Raw genomic sequence first — 18954 nt, 5'->3', positions numbered from 1 at the left:
ATAAATTCCCGTGGGTCTAAATATGTAATAGTTTGATTAATTGAAACTAATTTGTTCTATCGCCTGCAATATGCGTTTATCTGATATTGGATATGGAGTCCCTATCTGTTGAGCAAATAAGCTGACTCTTAGCTCTTCTATCATCCAACGAATATTTTGCACTTCTTCTTGCTGCTTTTGTTTCTCGGTTAGTTTGCCTAACCACTGTTGCCACTGCTGAATAACATTTTCAACTCGACTCATTTGCGCCCGATCGCGATTAGGATCAATAGCAAGTTTTTCCATTCGTTTTTCAATTGCACTCAAATAACGAGGAATATCAGCAAGACGTTTCCATCCATGAGAGGTAACAAAACCAGGAAAAACTAACTGACCAAGTTGAGCTTTAATATCAGATAGTGCAAAAGCAACGCTAATATCCACTCGCCCTTTTAAACGCTTATTGATAGCAAATACTTGAGTTAAAATTGCCTCAACTTGTTTTGCTATTTCAACCACTGCATCGTTTAGTTCAGCTCTGACATATTCTTGCAGTTTTTGATATTCATCTTCTTGCCAAATTAAACCACCGTAAGACGCCATCAGTTTATCAACACCACAAGCAATACAGTCATCAATCAACTCCAACACTTTGCCATAAGGGTTAAAGTAAAGACCGAGTTTGGCTTTATTAGGTAATTTCTCATGCAGGTATTTAATAGGTGACGGAATATTTAATAATAATAACCGTCTTACCCCTTCCCACATTGAAGCTTGCTGCTCAGATTCTGTTTCAAAAAGCTTAATACCCACACTATTTTTTTCATCAACAAGTGCAGGATAAGCTTTCACTGAATAGCCACCCCGTTTTTGCTCATAACGCTGAGGCAAATCACCAAAACTCCAAATATGTAAATCTTGTTGTTCAATACCATCATCAGCGACTGCTGATAATGTTTCTTGCACTTTTTCCTTTAAATTCTCTTTTAATTTATTGAGATCTTTACTTTCTGCTAGTGTTTTATTTTTTTCGCCAACAACACGGAATGTCATTTTTAAGTGATCAGCAACTTGGTCAAGCTGCCAGCTTTCTCTATCAACTGTCACTCCTGTCATACGACGCAACTCTTTTTCAAGTCTATCGAGTAAATCACCTTCAACTTGAGGTACACGCTCTAAAAAAGCAGAAGCATAATTAGGTGCTGGTACAAAATTACGACGGATAGGTTTTGGTAGTGATTTAATTAAAGCCACAATCAGTTCATGGCGAATACCCGGAATTTGCCAGTCAAAACCTTCGTCTTTTACCTGATTTAAAATAGGTAATGGAATATGAACAGTGACACCATCAGCCGCAGTACCCGGTTCAAATTGATAGGTTAAGCGTAATTTTAAATTATCTTGGTGCCAATAATTTGGATAATCCAGTGCGCTAACACGCTTAGCATCATCTTTCATTAGCATACTTTTTTCAAAGTTAAGCAGATCCGGTGATGCCTTTTGTGCCTCTTTCCACCATTTATCAAAATGACGAGACGAAACCACATCCTGAGGTATTCGCTGATCATAGAACGTAAACATGGTTTCATCGTCAACAAGAATGTCTCGACGACGAGATTTATGCTCTAACTCTTCAACTTCTGTCCGTAGTTTTAAATTATCACGGAAAAATGCATGACGAGTTTGCCAATCTCCTTCCACCAATGCATGGCGGATAAAAAGCTCACGACATAAAAGTGGATCAATTTGACTGTAATTAATAGGTCGAGAAGCAACAATCGGTAAACCATACAGGGTGACTTTTTCATTAGCCATTACAGCGCCTTGCGCTTTTGACCAATGAGGCTCGCTATATTGATGTTTTACCAAATGTTCAGCGATAGGTTCTATCCATTCAGGTTCAACGCGTGCCGCAATTCTTCCCCATAGACGAGATGTCTCGACTAACTCTGCCACCATTGTCCATTTTGGTGGTTTTTTAAACAAACCCGAGCCCGGATAAATAGAAAAACGGGCATTTCTTGCGCCAGTAAACTCTTGTTTATCTGCATCCTTTTGCCCAATATGCGACAGTAAACCACTTAATAACGAAACGTGAACGCTTCTAAAGTCAGCAGGTTCACTATTAACAGGGAACCCTAATTCTTTAACAACTTGTCGCAGTTGTGTATAAACATCCTGCCATTCCCTTACTCGCATAAAGTTTAAGAATTCTTGACGACACAATTTTCTAAATTGAGAATGACTCAACTCTTTTTGCTGGGTTTTTAAATAATCCCACATATTTAAAAAAGATAAGAAGTCAGAGTCTTTATCTTGGAAGCGTCGATGCTTTTCATCAGAGGCTTGCTGTTTATCCATCGGTCTTTCGCGTGGATCTTGAATTGAAAGTGCAGATGTAATAACCATCAACTCTTTCACTGCACCATATTTACGCGCTTCAAGTACCATTCTTGCTAAACGAGGATCGATAGGAAGTTGTGCAAGTTGTTTTCCCATCGGGGTTAAACGATAAGCACCATTGTGGTCGGTTTCGCCTTGTAACGCGCCTAGTTCTTCTAATAAACGAACGCCATCTTGAATATTGCGTTTATCCGGTGGCTGCACAAATGGGAAGGCACTAATATCACCTAACCCTATCGACGTCATTTGCAAAATAACAGATGCAAGGTTAGTTCTTAGTATTTCAGGATCAGTAAACTCAGAACGAGAAATAAAATCATCTTCAGAATAAAGGCGAATACAAATACCGTCAGAAACACGACCACAACGCCCTTTTCTTTGATTTGCTGAAGCTTGAGAAATAGGCTCAATTGGAAGTCGTTGTACTTTAGTTCGATAACTATAACGGCTAACACGCGCAAATCCGGTATCAATAACGTACTTAATACCGGGTACAGTTAATGACGTTTCGGCGACGTTAGTCGCTAAAATAATACGTCTACCGTTATGAGGATGAAATATTCTATTCTGTTCACTATTAGATAAACGGGCAAATAAAGGTAATACTTCAGTATGGCGAAGTTGTAATTTATTCAGCGCATCAGCAGTGTCGCGAATTTCGCGCTCACCACTCATAAAAATAAGAATATCACCTGCACTTTCTCTGCTTAATTCATCAATAGCATCAACAATACCATCGGTCATATCCTTATCACTATCAAGTTCATCACCACCAATAGGACGATATCTCACTTCAACAGGATAAGTTCTACCTGACACCTCAATAATAGGTGCTTGACTAAAATGTTTAGAAAAACGTTCAGGATCGATGGTTGCAGAAGTAATAATAACTTTTAAATCAGGACGCTTAGGTAATAGCTGTTTTAAATAACCAAGAATAAAGTCGATATTTAAACTACGTTCATGGGCTTCATCAATAATGATAGTGTCATATTGTAATAACAGCTTATCTTGCTGTAATTCTGCCAATAAAATACCATCTGTCATTAACTTGACGAGAGTATTATCGCCAACATGGTCGCTAAAGCGGACCTTATAACCTACGGATTCTCCTAACGTACTTTTTAACTCATGAGCGATACGTTCAGCAACTGACCGTGCAGCTAAACGGCGAGGCTGAGTATGACCAATGAAACCTTTGATCCCTCGTCCTAATTCAAGACAAATTTTAGGGATCTGTGTTGTTTTACCTGAGCCAGTTTCCCCTGCAATAATAACGACTTGGTTATCTCTTATTGCATTATAAATAGCATCTTTCTTTTGGCTAACAGGAAGGTTTTCTGGGTAAGTAATTTCAGGACAATTGGCACGACGGCGAATTATCATCTGTTGTGCCGTTGTAATATCGTCTTTAATTGCACTTAATACCGCTTGTTTAGACTCTTCATTATTAATTTTAGCGACGCCACGTAGACGTTTTCTTAATCGTTGCTGCTCCCGCAACGATAATTGCTCTATTTCTTGGTAGAGCGTGGCAGATGATAATGTCACCTTTTATTATCCTTTTTGAGGTTATTCTAATCAAAACTAATGCCCGTATGATATCACAACAGGCTATTGGCACATAAAGGCTTGATTAAATTTCTTAGTATATGATTTTATATAATCAATAATTTTGAATAGCATATTCAAAGGATTGTGATGTGATATTTTAAAGATCGGGTAAACTACTACCAACTAATAAATTTAAATAAATAGAACATGTTATAGACCACGAGAAAATAATGAAAAAGATCCTTGTACTAAAATCCAGCATTTTAGATAGCTATTCGCACAGTAATAAAATGACCGATTATTTAATTGAAAATTGGCAAAGTAATCATAAAGATGACTTGATTACAATACGTGACCTCGCTAAAAACCCAGTACCTACTTTAGACCAAGCAACACTCTTTGCATTTGGCAAAGAGACAGCAATGCTATCAGATGAACAAAAAACAGCCCGAGCATTATCAGATGAGTTAATTAGTGAATTAAAAGCTCACGATATGATAGTGATTACTGCACCAATGTATAACTTTTCAATTTCGGCTCAATTAAAGCATTATATTGATTTTATTGCTCGCGCCGGTGAAACGTTTAAATATACTGAAGCAGGTTCTGTTGGCTTACTTGAAAATAAACAAGCAGTTGTATTAACCAGTCGTGGTGGTGTTCATAAAGATCAACCTTCTGATCTTATTGTTCCATTCCTAAAACAATTTTTAGCTTTTATCGGTATCAATGACGTACAGTTTATTATGGCTGAAGGTACAGCATATGGTGAAGAATACGCACAGCAATCTCACCTACAAGCACAAAAACAAATTGATGCTGTTGTTAATTCAAGAAGCATTACAGTAAAATAATAATTTATATTTATCTAAAAGCACCTACTTCAGGTGCTTTTTTTATATCTAAATTTTATACTTCATCAAATACAAAGGTATGTTAATTTTTCTTTTATAAAAAAATCATTTCTAATTTACAATTTAAAAACCTTAATAGTAAAAAAAACTAAATTTAATCAAACCATCAAAACAATAATAAAAAACAGATTATTTTAATAACCATATTTTATTGTTTATTCTTTTATTCATGTTGCAAATAAACATTCATATAGAAAACTAATTTGATTTATAAAAACCAAATTAATAACATTTAATCGCTTTAAATAATATAGAAGTAATTAAATAGCTTTCTTAATTCAATAAATGGAACTTACGATGAAAAAAAACATACTCTCATTATTTATTCTATCTACGACTCTTTTATCAACTCAATCAAATGCTGCTGAATATACAGAAAAAAACATAGGAACAATTACAATTAATGGTTCTGTTACATCAAATCCAAAATGTCAACTAGAGGCAATACAACCCATTGAATTACCGTCAGTTCAAGCAAATAATTTTGGTAGCGATAATATTGCCAAAACTGCAGCTCAGCCCCTTTTGATTCAATTTACTAACTGTGGTAAAAGCATTAATAAATTGCAATTACAAATACCAAAACAAGCTAAACGACTTTTAAAAAATTTAGCCGCTAACGGTAGCAATGTTGAGGTTGCTATTTTTGATACTGATAAAAATATCATTGATTTAAGTAATAAAAGACCTAGAGAATTTCAATTTAATGTGGATAAAGAAAATAACAGTGCACAATTTTTATTTGACGTTAACTATATGAAACCTAATGGCCTAGATGCAACACAAGGTGAGGTATCATCCATTTTAACTTTTGATGTTATATATAGTGATATCGCTGTAGATTAAAACCCCATAAATCAACAAAGCTGGAATACCAGCTTTGTTTTAACATTTATACTTTCCACTTTAACTAGCAAAAGAATATGTTTAAAAAAATTAATTTTTTCACATTGTTTTTTATCTTTCCTTCATATAGTCAATCATCTATAGAAATAAATAAAGATAAATTTATTTTTATTGAAAGTATCAATCAAGAAATAGTTGAAATAAATAACAAAGCAAATAGTGATTATTTTATACAGAGCTGGATTTCACATTATGATGAAAAAAATGATGATGAATTACCTTTTATGATAACCCCACCACTATTTAAAATAGAAAAAAATGAAACTTATTCTTTGAAAATATTTAAGACAGATGAAATAGAAAAAAAGATAGAGAAACATTGTATAGAGTAAATATTAAAAGAATACCTTTACTAGCAGACTCAGGCAACAATAAAAATTTATTACATGTCACAATGAATTCCGTCTATAATTTAATATATAGACCTATATCAATAGAAAAAGATGCAAAAAATGCTTATGAGAAAATCGAATTTTTAAAAAATAAAAAACATGAGTTTATTATAAACAATCCAACACCTTATTTTATCACCTTACTTACAGTTAGTTGTAATGAGATTTTATTGAGTAATGGAAGTAAAACAATTCCACCTTTTACAAAATATAATACAAAAAATAAAATTAAAGAAAATGGATTGGTTAAGTGGAAAACAATTAATCAGTATGGCGTAGAAATAAATGCAGCAGATAAGGCCATAATATATGAAGATTAAGTTTAAAAAAAAAGAGATTACTTTCTTTATTTTAATGATTATTTTCAACAAAGATGCTATTGCTCAGAATAATTTGCTTTCTCTCTATTCTCATTCATTTTCTAATATTAGCGATGAAACAATTAAGCTACTTATTGAAGATAAAAAACCAGAAGGGTTTTATCACTCGATAATTTACATTAACAATAGAAAAAAAATGGCAAAACTTCTCTATTTTAAAAATATAGATAATAAGTTAACTCCTTGTCTTTCTGTAAATGATTTTATATCTCTTGGTATTGATACTGATTTTTATAACTTGAAGAAAGAGGATCAAGAGCCAGTAGCTTTAAGTGATTATTCAATTAATTTTAAATACTTTTTTTCAAATCAAAAATTAAACCTAATTATTCCACAAAAAGCATTAATAACAACAGTGGAAAATATTGTAGATGAAAAAGACTGGGATGATGGAATTACAGCATTATTCACTCAATATTCGTATTGGATTAAATATCATCAAGAAAAGCCTATTGAACAAAAACTTAATCTACACTCAGGTATTAACATGGGAGCTTGGCGTGTACGTAGTCAAAATAGATTTGATTGGACAAGAGATCATTACCAATCTAAACTTTCATCAATTTATGCATATCGACAAGTTAATTCTTTTTCTTCTCTTTTTTATGGGGGTAAATTTTCACCCACAACACGAATATTACCAACCGATAAAATTATTGGCTTTCAATTAATATCCAACAGTTTAATTTCAAATAACACTCTTTATGCTAACGGCCCTATTATCGAAGGGATCGCGGATACTCAAGCTCAAGTTATCATAAAACAAGGCGATATAATCATTTATGAAACAGTGGTTCCTCCTGGTCCTTTTCTTATAAACTCACTCCCCTCAATAGGAAGTAAAAAACTCACTTTGGAGATTAAAGAAGCTGATGGAAGAATAAAAACCTCAACACATTATTTCACATCATTACCCAATCAACTAAATAAAGGAAGCTATCTATATAATATTATTACAGGCACATTATCTGAAAATTCAAATAATAAAAAACCATTCTTTTTTTTAAGTGAACTCTCCTATGGGTTGAGTCAAAAAATCACCTCTTACAGTGCAATAAAAATATGGGATAATAAACAGAATTATTTATCTGGATTGTCTCTAGATTTAGGAATATTAGGCGGTTTAGCAGCAAATGTAAATTATGAAAGAAAAAACGAAGATAACTTCAAATATCAATTTCGTTATCAAAAAAACATTCCTATTATAGAAACTTATTTTACTTCAGAAATTTCTTTCTATCATTATCTAGATAACTTCTTATCAGAAAGTAGCATTAAAAAAAATCATTCATTTTCTTTACATCAAAAAATTAAAGACTTCGGCTACCTCTCCTTACATTATCGAGATAAAATATACCATAATTCATCTAAAACATTTGAAATAGGAACATCTTTTTCATCCTCATTTCATACCTTAAATTACGATTTAAAGTATGACTTTAAAAAAGAAAAGCATTTTCCCGATCATTTATTTTCATTTAATATTCGAATACCAATAGGAAATAGTAAGCATCATCATTGGATTAATAATCAAACAAATTATCAAACCAATAATAAAAATTATATAAACAGTACAAATATTGGCGGCACATTACTTAATAATAATTTGGGATATTCTGTAAACTATCAGCACACACATTATCCTAAAAAAAAATCTAATCAAGTTTCTGTTAATACTCGCTATAATGGTAATTATCAATCTTTCAGCTTTTATGGTTCTAAATCGGAAAAAAATTATAATCTTAATTTTTCAATTAATGGAGCTACAGTCCTTCATTCTGATGGTATTACGCTAGCGCCTCGATTAGGTAGAACCTTTGCACTGATTGATACTCAGGGAATAGCTGGTATTAAAACGTCATATTCATCAAAAATGGAAACAGATATTTTTGGTAATGCAATTTTAAGTAATATCGCTCCTTATCGGGTAAGTAATGTTAAATTAAATATAGCCACTCTTCCCCAATCAGCTGAAGCGGAAGTCCATAGCAAATTTATTATTCCAACATTTGGAGCAATATCTAAAATAACTTTTCCTATAAAAATAGGCTATCGTATTATTTTTAAATCAGCAACGCCACTTCCCTTCGCATCAATAGTTACCGTATTAGACACAAAGGGTAATATCACATCACATGGGTTAGTATCGGAAAATAATATTATTTTTCTTTCTGGTATTACAGAGAGTGGATTAGTAAAAGTAAAATGGGGAGAAGATAAGCAGTGTCAATTTAATTATAAAATTGATGGTAATGAAAAGAACACCACACTAATAAAAAAAGAAATCAATTGTATTTAAACTAAATCATCTCTATTAAGAAAAACATGAAAAAAGCCACCTGTTTAATAATTACATTACTACTTATCTCTTTTTCATTATCATCAACACCTAGACGAGGTGATCATGAAATTCCTTTAAGTTGTGATATTAATTATATCTATGAAAATATTAGTGATCGCTCTTCTATTAATGAAAATGATTTTTCATCACATGAAGCGGGAACATTAGCTGATACTGACAATCACATTATTATTATTACTATAAACGACTGTTCTAAAAGTCACGGCAAAGTTTATTTGAAAATTGAAAACTCGAGCATTGATAATAATACCGGTTATTTGAGAAATTGGATCACTGACGATAGTGCAAGCGCTAATATTGCATTTCAATTATTATATAGTGATAGAGAAAGACCTATAAATCTTACTAAAGAAAATAAATTTAATGAAACTCTGATTGATGGAGCAACAGAGTTTTACTTTTTAGTCAATTATGTAAAAAAAGATAATATGCCAGCAAAACCCGGTTATATACAGTCCACTATTAATTTTTCTGTAATGATAAATGATAATGTGGTTGGATTTAATAATAATTATTAATCTTGATTATAAAAAAGCATGAATTCAATTTACAGTCTTCATGCTTTTTTATTTATCCAATTTTTTATTTAATTATTTTATGACCCACTTACCATTAATACCTTTAACAAATTCACCTTCATTAGCTCTTGCCACTAGCTTCTCACCTGCAAGTCGAGCCACAGAATCGGGTGTTACTTGGTTAGTTTTAGCGATTTCCGCATATTTTGCTTTTCTGGCTTGATTTATTTCATTAACAAGTTGTTGAGCTTGTTTGTTATTTGTCTGCACAAGTTCAATATAACCGCTGAAGGTTTCCCCCACTAACCCTTGTGATCTCGCTTCATCAAGTGTTAATGCGATAGCATTTGTACTGGTTAAAGCCATTATTAGCCCAAAGCTTAAGAGATATTTTTTATAATTCATCATTTACCCTTTAAAAAATGGCGCTGTTATTTTTTAAGAGATCTTCAACTTGTCTGTCTATCTTTACATTAATCTCATGTTCGATTTTTACATTCATATTAATATTTATCGGTTTATCAGGTGTCGCGACTTCTAATCGAATACATCCTGTTAAGGCTGATATTCCCACTATCAAGCCCATTAATAAAAATAGTTTTTTTAAGAATAATGGTTTCACTCTGACTCACTCCCTAAATCTGATAAGCTTTTTTCTAACCACTCTTCCAATTGTGAACCAAATCGTAAACTTCGCCATAATTGGAAGACATTTTCTTCGTGTCGATAATTTAGATTAACCTGACGGCGTTTATCCTCTAAAGGATTCGTTCCATGAATTTCAGCCTCTAGCACTAACTCACCCAAATTACTTAAATTAACACGAGTCCAAGAACGACTGATCTCTAGATAACGCAACCATGCCATAGCAACACCAGCCGACATATTGCTATCATCAATCGAATCAACAAAATCTTTATCAAGTCTTAACGTTAAATAAGATGAATTAGCCAGCCAACCATCTTTAATAATCCATTGATTATTATTAATAAAGAATGGAAATTCACCACTCACTTTACCTGATGCTGCAAACTGGGTCACTTTTAATAAAGTAAACAGATGACTTAATTGAATATTATCAATAGAAATAATCGCTGCATCATGTTGTGGTATCGCTAATTTTGCTAAAGATATTGTTCCATCCAGCATTGCCACATTAACATTAGATAAGACTAATGGTTTATTTTCAGTTGCAGGATAGAAACCTTGAAGATCTGCTGTAATATCGGTCATTTCAAAAAGGTTATTAACTCGTTTTATCCGTAACTGAACCGGTTGTTTAACCCCTAATTGCCACTCATCTCCATTTAAACGCCAAGGTAAGATAAAATCTAATCCTTCTAAAACACCATCTTTAAGCCACATCCCCCCTTGTTTAACAACAAGGTGTCCACCCGCTATTAATCCCTGTTCTGGTGCGATAGAAAAATCAGCTTGCGTATATAACTCACCTTTATCAAGAGTAATTCCTAAGTCTGCAGGGACAAGTGATTGAAAAACATTTATAGGTTGTGAAGGCCAACGCATTTGGCCTCTTAATCTTGCACCATCCCAACGTGTATTAATTGCAATGGGTCCTATATTAGGTTTAGCACTTAGTTCACCTTTTACATTAAAATTAAAAGGTGATTCACCACTAACCGTAGCAACAAAATCTGTCTTATCTAAAAAACCACCCGCAGGAAAATCAATACGTTGACTCGTTAATTTTAGTTTTCCATTAAATGCTGGGGTTTTATCATCTCTGACCCAACGAAATGGACTTAATAAAGATAATCGTGGCGCAGTCATTGTAGTATGTTGGTATTTTAAAACATCAAAACCTGTATTGAGTTTCTCAAAACTCACTAATTTATCAGCCCAATAACCTGTTCCTGCAATATCCCAATGCGCTTTTAATGGTAGTAAATTTCCATCGCCCCAATAACGCCATTGCCAAGTTCCATTATCAGGTAAGAAATCAATCGCTTTACCTTGAAAATGAATGCGATAATCTCCCCAAATACTGTCTTGGGCGACGACTATCGCATTTAAACGCCCATTAAAACCTTTTGATGAAAAGGTGGTTCCGGCTAAAGGTAAACGAGCATCTGTTACAGTAAGTGTTTCAGTAACTGGCCCTTTGAAACGAAATAAAGATCCAGATTGAAATTCAATAGTAGGATCTGTCAACATACCAGTGACTTTTACGGGTAATTGCGCACTGACTTGCATTAATTCTTTATTAACAACACCGGTGATTTGAATAGGAATTTGAGCATCTAACCAATTTACAGCCGTTTCAGGGATCGATATCACCAAATTTCCTTTCCCTGCTTTACCTTCTGTCATCACATTTAATCGTGCAGTTAATCTTAAATCCGTTAATCCTTTTTGCCATTGAGCGATATTAATATTTACACCACCTCGTAAAGGTTGGTCTACTCCAAACCATTCCCAACGACCTTGATCAATGACGATATTTTCAGGTGTGACTGTCCAAGGTAATAAAGCCAGTGCATGACCTCCGCCTTGTTCAGCAACTGAAATAGTGCCAGATTGTCCAACCCATTCAAGAATAAAAACTAATGGATGTTCATAGTGAGAAGTTAATAACGTTGCATCAATGGTACCTTTTTCAGGTAATGACGCTATATCTAGAGGAAGCGCTATTTCGGCAGCCAATTCGATATTGTTATCATCAGGCAAATTCACTTTAAACTGTTTAATATCAAGCCACTGGTTATCTCTAATAAAAATACCAAGTTGAGCATTTTCTCCTTGGTAAGTAATTAATCGGCCATTATTTTGTGTTTTTAGTTGTAATGTACCTTGATAACGAGCATTTTCTTTTAAGAGTACATTATCGATATTGACGGATAAATGAGGTATTGAGGTTAGCAGTGAATTTATCTCAAGTGGAACTGTGGCCGTTTCTTCTTGTTTACTTGCTGGCATCATTGAAAAACATTGTTCATCAATGACGAGTTGCTGGCTATTAAATTGAAGTTTATCAATCTGTTCTTTTTGATAAGTAAAAACAAAGTTATCAAGATTAGCTAAAGTACAACTCTCTGCCTTTAATGAGATATTTTCAACTGAAACGCCTATGCGCTGTAACTTGGGCTGCGATAAAGAAAGTGTTACACCTTCAGGCAAGTAATAGTGAGCAACCACGGGCAACCAACGAGGAATAGACACCCATAAAGCAGTGCCAATTAGACCTGTGCCTAGTAGTATCGTCCCTGTCCATTTGATTGTTTTTCTTAACAACACATCATATTCCTTTTAAACAAACCTGAATCATCCACTTACCTCGCTAAATTGTTTATAATGATAGTATTAATTTCTTTCATATTGGGGCTGGATAATTCTTGTTTTTCCAGCCTCTGAATAAAAATTTAATCGAGAGTAGAGAAGACTGGATGAAAATCGTTTCCTATAGTACTAAACATTATGATCGTAAACACATGGAATGGGTCAATCAACATAATGGATACCATTATGATATTGAATATTTCGATTTTAATTTGACAGAACAAACCGCAAAAAATGCCGTTGGTGCTGATGCTGTTTGTATTTTCGTCAATGACGATGCAAATCGTGCGGTTTTACAAGAGCTTGCTAGCCTTAATATACGTATCCTCGCATTACGCTGCGCAGGATTCAATAACGTCGATTTAGAGGCTGCTGCTGAATTAGGTATAACGGTTGTCCGTGTACCTGCTTATTCACCAGAGGCAATTGCAGAACACGCTGTTGGTATGATGCTATCACTTAATCGTCGTATACACAGAGCTTATCAACGTACTCGTGATGCAAACTTCTCATTAGAAGGCTTAACTGGCTTTAATATGCATAATCGTACTGCTGGTATCATTGGTACCGGTAAAATAGGATTAGCAACATTGCGCATATTAAAAGGCTTTGGCATGAAGTTACTGGCTTATGATCCTTATCCAAATCAAGCAGTACTTGATTTAGGTGCCGAATATGTCGATCTGTCAACGCTCTATGCAAATTCTAATGTTATTTCGTTACATTGCCCATTAACCGCAGATAATCACCATCTATTAAATGAAACTGCTTTTGCACAAATGAAAGATGGTGTGATGATTATTAACACCAGTCGTGGTGCTTTAGTGGATTCTGCAGCTGCAATTAATGCGCTAAAACAAGGTAAAATTGGTGCATTAGGAATGGACGTTTATGAAAATGAACGTGACCTTTTCTTTGAAGATAAATCAAATGATGTTATTCAAGATGATATTTTCCGTCGTCTTTCTTCTTGTCATAACGTGTTATTTACAGGACACCAAGCTTTCTTAACAGAGGAAGCATTAATTAGTATTAGTGAAACGACACTGCACAACATTAAAGATGTTGCTTCAGGTAATGAATGCATTAATCAGATCAAAGCTTAATTCTAAGCATTCAAAATAAATGTAATAAAAAGCCCTCTTACCATAGATTAGCGGAGAGGGCTTATTTTATTGATTAGCGATACGACATTTATTTTTGTTGAGTATCGATATCTTCTACTGGCTGCGTTGAATCAAAGCGTGAAACTATTTCTTTCTCTTCATCTACTTTGAATTGTGAAACTAATTTAGCTAATTGATGAGCTTCATCATCCATATTCGCTGTGATAGCCGCTGATTCTTCAACCAATGCCGCATTTTGCTGAGTAACGGTATCCATTTCACTAACAGCTAATGCGATTTGATTAATCCCCATACTTTGTTCATTAGAAGCAAGGGCAATCTGTTGCATAAAGTCATTTACTTGATTAATGGTCGTAACAATCTCTGACATTGAACGTCCAGCTTGAGCAACTTGCTGAGAGCCAACATGCACTTTATTAACAGAGTGTGTGATCAAATCATTGATCTCTTTCGCAGCTTCCGCACTACGACTCGCTAAACTACGCACTTCAGATGCCACAACGGTAAATCCTCTACCTTGCTCACCTGCTCTTGCCGCTTCAACTGCCGCATTTAATGACAGAATATTCGTTTGATTGGCAATGCTATTAATAATGTCATTGATGTCTGCAATTTTCTTCGCGCTTTCAGAGATTGAAGACATGGTTTCTACCACGCTATCCATCACATTTTCGCCGTTTTGAGCAGATGTTGTTGCTGTTAGTGCTAATTTGCTTGCTTCACGTGAGTTATCCGCATTTTTCTCAACTGTTGTTTTAATTTGCTCCATACTGGCAACAGTTTCTTGTAATGCACTAGCCTGCTCTTCAGTTCGAGATGATAAATCTGTATTTCCTGTCGCGATTTCACTTGCACTAACACTGATAGTATTAACAGCATTTTTCACGGAAGAAATCATGTGGCTTAATGAACTTTTCATTTTATTCATTTCATTGAATAACTGACCGAACTCATTAGTACCGTGATTATCTACACGCATACTTAAATCGCCTTGACTCATCTTGCTAAAGATATTAATTAATATTTTGATATTGCCAATAAAGGTATGGGAGAACCAACGTAATATAATGATAAATAGCAGAATAACAATAACACCTGTTGTAATCGATACTATCATCAAACGCTCTTGAGATACTTTAGCGATATCGATATAACCATTTTCAATGCCATTTGCGACAGCATAATATTGCATAGTGATGTCATTTAGCTCATCCATTTTAACACTGGCAGAGTGTGTTGTTAGCTCACCTCTACGCAATCTCTCTAGTGCACCAGTGAAAATATCAAGCAGCTCATCAAAACGTTTGGTCATATCATCGGCCAACTCACGCCCTTCCATTGTCAGCTTTTCAGCATCCGCCCAACGGTGAATTTCTTCACGCGTTATTTCAATATATTCTGCGGTTTGGTGAAAGTATTTTGCTGAGGGTTTTTCATTAACGCGTAATTGTCCATCTAACCCATTAATATTTGCCCTGATCACGGCCATTTGATATCGCGCTTTGCCCATAAGTAACATTTGCTGGCTTAGGCTATTTGATGAAACGAAATTATTATAGGATCGAGTTGAAGCATCATAACTAAAATAAATAATGCTCATAATCAACGCAAATAAAATGGCCAGCATGACCTTAACGGTCTTTTCTATACTGATATTTTTAAACATGGTCATATTCCATCAAAATATACAGAATTTTTTATCTGTACATTTGTAAGATATCAGAATGCACTCTTTCTCTGACAAAGAGCATATTCCCTGGTGTAAATAAAATAAGGCTAAAATTTATTCTTTAGAATATAAAGGCAAGTAGGATCTGCCTTTGTTTATAATGTCGGTAATAATGAGGAAAAACTTTAGAGTGCAGTGAAAACCATTTTTCATTTATGAAATAAACGATTGTTTTATCCATCCAAACGCAAACTAACTACACAATATCCCGCAATGAGGATGATTTTACTCAGAAAAAGATAATTTATTAATTATTTTTTAGTTTTTGCAATTTTATTTGTGTGTTTTTACATTAACACCCAATAAGTATATTTACCTATTAACATTAATTTATTTAACTTAAAATTAATTTATAGTACATTTTAAAAATGATTTATTTCCAATCATAACCACCCGTAAAACGGGTGGTTTGCTCTTGCCCTATAAGGGCTTGTTACCGACTGCGCCTAAATGACGCTGCTTTCTCTTCGTTCAAGCTAAGTGTCTTTGCTACTTTGGCTTACCCCTTGAAGGGGTTTTCATATTCTTTACTGCTCAATTTATCCGAGATTAAATCCGACTTTTCTTGCTCTCTGATATACTTTTGAATTGTGGCTTCATTGAGTCCAACTGTTGTGACATAGAACCCTTCCGCCCAAAACTTTCTGTTGCCAAATTTATATTTGAGATTGGCATGTCTATCAAAGATCATCAACGAACTTTTACCTTTCAAATATCCCATGAAACTTGATACGCATATCTTCGGTGGAATACTCACTAACATATGAACATGATCTGGCATAAGATGCCCTTCGATTATTTCCACACCTTTATATTTACAAAGGTCTCGAAGGATTTCACCTATACTTGAACGAATTTTATTAAAAATCACTTTCCGTCTATATTTCGGCGAAAAGACGATATGGTATTTACACAGCCACTTTGTATGTGCTGAGCTTTGTGCTTTAATGCCCATAAACACCTTTCCTTATTTAAGTTACGAATATTAGCTTGAACATCTATATCGTAACGGAAAGGTGTTTTTCTTGGTATAACCTTTAATACCCACCCGCATAGCGGGTGGTTTTATATTTAAGACGCTGACGCGACTTAAACTGGCTAAAGCCCATAATAAAAATAAAGCAGTTTCTAAAAACTGCTTTTATTGTCTATTTGTTGTGAGTAAATTAACTTTATTAAGAAACTTAAATAATTTTTTTTATTAATAGTTTTTCAGTTAGTTCAATAAGTCTTATCACATTTAATGGGGTTTCTAATTTTTTAACTTCATCCAAAGAGAGCCATTGGAAAGATTTATTTGTTAATTGGCTATTGTTTAACGGTTTACAAAGGTAAATCATATCGATGTGATAATGAAATCCTTGTTTTTTATCGTGGATGGGTTCTTTTAAAATGGCGAGAGGTTTTACAAGTTCAATAACATCATTGTTATTTAGATTAAGGCTAAATTCAGGTTGATAACAAAGACACTCACACAGTAAACCTGTTTCTTCTTCTATTTCTCTTAATACTGCATCTTGTGGCTCTTCATTTTCTTCTATATGACCGCCGGGGGGTAACCAACAGCCTATTTTAGAGTGCAAATGGAGAAGGAATTTGCCCTGCTCATTGAATACAATGCCCGTTGCGGTGAAATGGCTCTTAGGCACTTCTATTGTCATAATATTCTGAACCTTTGTTTTGTGTATTTTGATCCAATGTACATCAACCTATCACTATTTTTGTGCTATTTATGGTCTTTCGCATTTATTGAAGATTGTTTTATTCCCATTAAAAAATCAGAAAATATCGTTTTAAACTCCTTACAGGCATTTTCAGGTAATGTCGCTTCATTCTTTAAATTAATCGCGATATGCGTGACAAATCCATAAATTAAATTCACGACAATATCAGGAGAATAGGTACAAATTTCTTGTTTGTTATAGAGAGTATCTACACATTTTTTAATTCGAGGAATAAGAATTTGTGAATCAATTTCATCCCATTCCTTCCAACCTAGAACGGAAATTATTTCTTGTAAGGGAATAAGCTTATTTTTATGTTGATAAATATGATCAACACAGAAACTAAAAATAGTCTCTAACTCTTGCCACTGATCATCATAAGTAGGAATTTGAACCAATTTTTCAACGACCTTATCAACCTGAAAAAGATAGCACTCTTTTAATAGCGCTTTCTTATTACTAAAGTGGTGATAAAAGGCTCCTTTAGTTACTCTTGCGTGACGTGATATTTCATCAATAGAAACATCACAATAGTTCTGATTTATAAATAATTCTTGTGCCGCTTCACGTAATGCAGAGCGCGTTTGCTCTGAATTCTCTTGTTGCCGTGATTTTATTTTCATGATAAAACCCTTAAAACATACCATAAGTATGTAATAATATATGGGTATCAGTTTCGTGTAAACTGAACAAAATATTTTCAGGAAATTATCATGTCATCTCAGTACAATGGGTTTACCCCCTCAAATACCTTATCCACTTTTAATATAGAAATTATCAAAGAACTTCTTCTCTGGATTGAGGTGAATCTGGAAAAACCGTTGCTACTTGATGACGTTGCGATCCGTTCTGGTTATACCAAATGGCATTTACAACGCGTGTTTAAACAGGCAACGGGATTAACTCTTGCTTCGTATATTCGAGGAAGGCGTTTAACAAAAGCGGCAACCGAATTACGATTAACTAAATTACCTATTCTGACTGTGGCATTACGTTATCAATTTGATTCCCAGCAATCATTTACGCGTCGTTTTAAAGCAACCTTTGGTGTAACACCCACAGAATATCGTAAACTAGATAATCTTTGTGGTGATAACTTTCAGCCACCAATCAATTTTGATGTTGTTGATTTACCTATTCCTAAAATTATGGATCTACCTGAAAGTTATGTTTATGGGATGCAATATCAGTATTTTTGCTCTATCGAAGATATAGGTAAATTGCACGAAGATATTCGTCATCAATTTTGGAATGATTTTTTACTGTATACGGATAAAAATTTTACAGAAAGTACTGTGCTTATCTCATACCAACCGAATACATTACGTAAAAATAAAATCCAGATTGATTATGAAATTGGGTTAAATAGCTTAGATCATTTTACAAAAACCAGTGGTTTTAGAAAAAGAGTGATTGAGGCAGGACGTTATGTCAGATTCCAATTTAAGGGAACGCTAGAAGAATATAAACAGTTTGCGATGAAAATTTATTTTTATACCCTTCCCGCATTAGGTTTATGTCGTCGCTTAGGGGCTGATATTGAAAGATATGTCAGTATAGAAACTGATGTTGATTTAATGGAATTACCTAGAACCTTAGAGATTGATTATTTCGTTCCCATTCATTAATGATCCCCAGATAGCCTGAATTTTCAGGCTATTTTATTAAG

Annotated in this window: 16 protein-coding genes; 8 read left to right on the top strand and 8 right to left on the bottom strand. The window is 34.0% G+C overall.

Going from position 1 to position 18954, the window contains the following annotated elements; genetic code table 11:
- Positions 1–36 precede the first annotated feature (36 nt).
- Positions 37–3933, bottom strand: a complete 3897-nt coding sequence (gene hrpA / locus GTK47_RS12255; RefSeq protein WP_165123528.1) for an ATP-dependent RNA helicase HrpA — start codon at positions 3931–3933, stop codon at positions 37–39.
- Positions 3934–4166: 233 nt separating this feature from the next.
- On the opposite strand from hrpA, the gene GTK47_RS12250 reads away from it, so the two are divergent.
- From GTK47_RS12250 to GTK47_RS12225, 6 genes are all read left to right on the top strand, one after another.
- Positions 4167–4790 (top strand): FMN-dependent NADH-azoreductase, encoded by a 624-nt coding sequence (locus GTK47_RS12250; protein ID WP_165123526.1) that lies wholly within the window; start codon positions 4167–4169, stop codon positions 4788–4790.
- 357 nt (positions 4791–5147) lie between these two features.
- A complete protein-coding gene (locus GTK47_RS12245) occupies positions 5148–5696 on the top strand; it encodes a fimbrial protein (RefSeq protein ID WP_165123524.1) in 549 nt (182 codons plus the stop codon).
- Between the two features lie 77 nt (positions 5697–5773).
- A complete protein-coding gene (locus tag GTK47_RS12240) occupies positions 5774–6088 on the top strand; it encodes a fimbria/pilus periplasmic chaperone (protein ID WP_165123522.1) in 315 nt (104 codons plus the stop codon).
- Complete coding sequence (locus GTK47_RS12235; RefSeq protein ID WP_165123520.1) at positions 6076–6468, top strand: molecular chaperone; 393 nt, start codon at positions 6076–6078, stop codon at positions 6466–6468. The genes GTK47_RS12240 and GTK47_RS12235 overlap by 13 nt, the downstream gene beginning before the upstream one ends.
- The gene (locus GTK47_RS12230) at positions 6458–8827 is read left to right on the top strand and encodes a fimbria/pilus outer membrane usher protein (protein WP_165123518.1); all 2370 of its coding nucleotides are present in this window, start codon (positions 6458–6460) and stop codon (positions 8825–8827) included. Before GTK47_RS12235 ends, GTK47_RS12230 begins: the two co-directional genes overlap by 11 nt.
- A gap of 26 nt (positions 8828–8853) precedes the next feature.
- Positions 8854–9408, top strand: a complete 555-nt coding sequence (locus GTK47_RS12225) for a fimbrial protein (protein WP_165123516.1) — start codon at positions 8854–8856, stop codon at positions 9406–9408.
- Between the two features lie 72 nt (positions 9409–9480).
- On the opposite strand, the gene GTK47_RS12220 is transcribed toward GTK47_RS12225, so the two are convergent.
- From GTK47_RS12220 to GTK47_RS12210, 3 genes are read right to left on the bottom strand one after another with little or no spacing between them, the layout of a single operon-like run.
- Positions 9481–9813 carry a YdbL family protein gene (locus GTK47_RS12220; RefSeq protein ID WP_165123514.1) on the bottom strand — a complete coding sequence of 111 codons (333 nt, stop codon included), beginning with the start codon at positions 9811–9813 and terminating at the stop codon, positions 9481–9483.
- Between the two features lie 10 nt (positions 9814–9823).
- Positions 9824–10030 (bottom strand): YnbE family lipoprotein, encoded by a 207-nt coding sequence (locus GTK47_RS12215; RefSeq protein ID WP_206535852.1) that lies wholly within the window; start codon positions 10028–10030, stop codon positions 9824–9826.
- Positions 10027–12663, bottom strand: coding sequence for a YdbH family protein (locus GTK47_RS12210; RefSeq protein ID WP_165123512.1), 2637 nt, complete (start codon positions 12661–12663; stop codon positions 10027–10029). Before GTK47_RS12210 ends, GTK47_RS12215 begins: the two co-directional genes overlap by 4 nt.
- A 149-nt stretch (positions 12664–12812) precedes the next feature.
- On the opposite strand from GTK47_RS12210, the gene GTK47_RS12205 reads away from it, so the two are divergent.
- Positions 12813–13811: a 2-hydroxyacid dehydrogenase gene (locus tag GTK47_RS12205; RefSeq protein ID WP_165123510.1), complete on the top strand. Its 999-nt coding sequence runs from the start codon at positions 12813–12815 to the stop codon at positions 13809–13811.
- A gap of 88 nt (positions 13812–13899) precedes the next feature.
- On the opposite strand, the gene GTK47_RS12200 is transcribed toward GTK47_RS12205, so the two are convergent.
- The 4 genes from GTK47_RS12200 to GTK47_RS12185 all read right to left on the bottom strand — a co-directional run bounded on the left by GTK47_RS12200 (position 13900) and on the right by GTK47_RS12185 (position 17908).
- Positions 13900–15498 (bottom strand): methyl-accepting chemotaxis protein, encoded by a 1599-nt coding sequence (locus GTK47_RS12200; RefSeq protein ID WP_165123508.1) that lies wholly within the window; start codon positions 15496–15498, stop codon positions 13900–13902.
- Between the two features lie 562 nt (positions 15499–16060).
- Positions 16061–16516, bottom strand: coding sequence for an IS200/IS605 family transposase (tnpA, locus tag GTK47_RS12195; RefSeq protein WP_165121832.1), 456 nt, complete (start codon positions 16514–16516; stop codon positions 16061–16063).
- A 229-nt stretch (positions 16517–16745) separates the two neighbouring features.
- Positions 16746–17222, bottom strand: coding sequence for an NUDIX domain-containing protein (locus GTK47_RS12190; protein WP_165123506.1), 477 nt, complete (start codon positions 17220–17222; stop codon positions 16746–16748).
- Between the two features lie 65 nt (positions 17223–17287).
- Positions 17288–17908, bottom strand: coding sequence for a TetR family transcriptional regulator (locus GTK47_RS12185; RefSeq protein WP_165123504.1), 621 nt, complete (start codon positions 17906–17908; stop codon positions 17288–17290).
- A gap of 90 nt (positions 17909–17998) precedes the next feature.
- Here GTK47_RS12185 and GTK47_RS20630 point away from each other — a divergent pair, with 90 nt between their 5' ends.
- Positions 17999–18913, top strand: coding sequence for a helix-turn-helix domain-containing protein (locus GTK47_RS20630; RefSeq protein ID WP_165123502.1), 915 nt, complete (start codon positions 17999–18001; stop codon positions 18911–18913).
- The last annotated feature ends 41 nt before the right edge of the window (positions 18914–18954 follow it).

Origin of the sequence: Proteus sp. ZN5, assembly GCF_011046025.1 — a bacterium.
Classification (GTDB): Bacteria; Pseudomonadota; Gammaproteobacteria; order Enterobacterales; family Enterobacteriaceae; genus Proteus.
The sequence above is the reverse complement of the archived record's forward strand: the minus strand, read 5'-3'. Positions and strand labels throughout refer to the sequence as shown.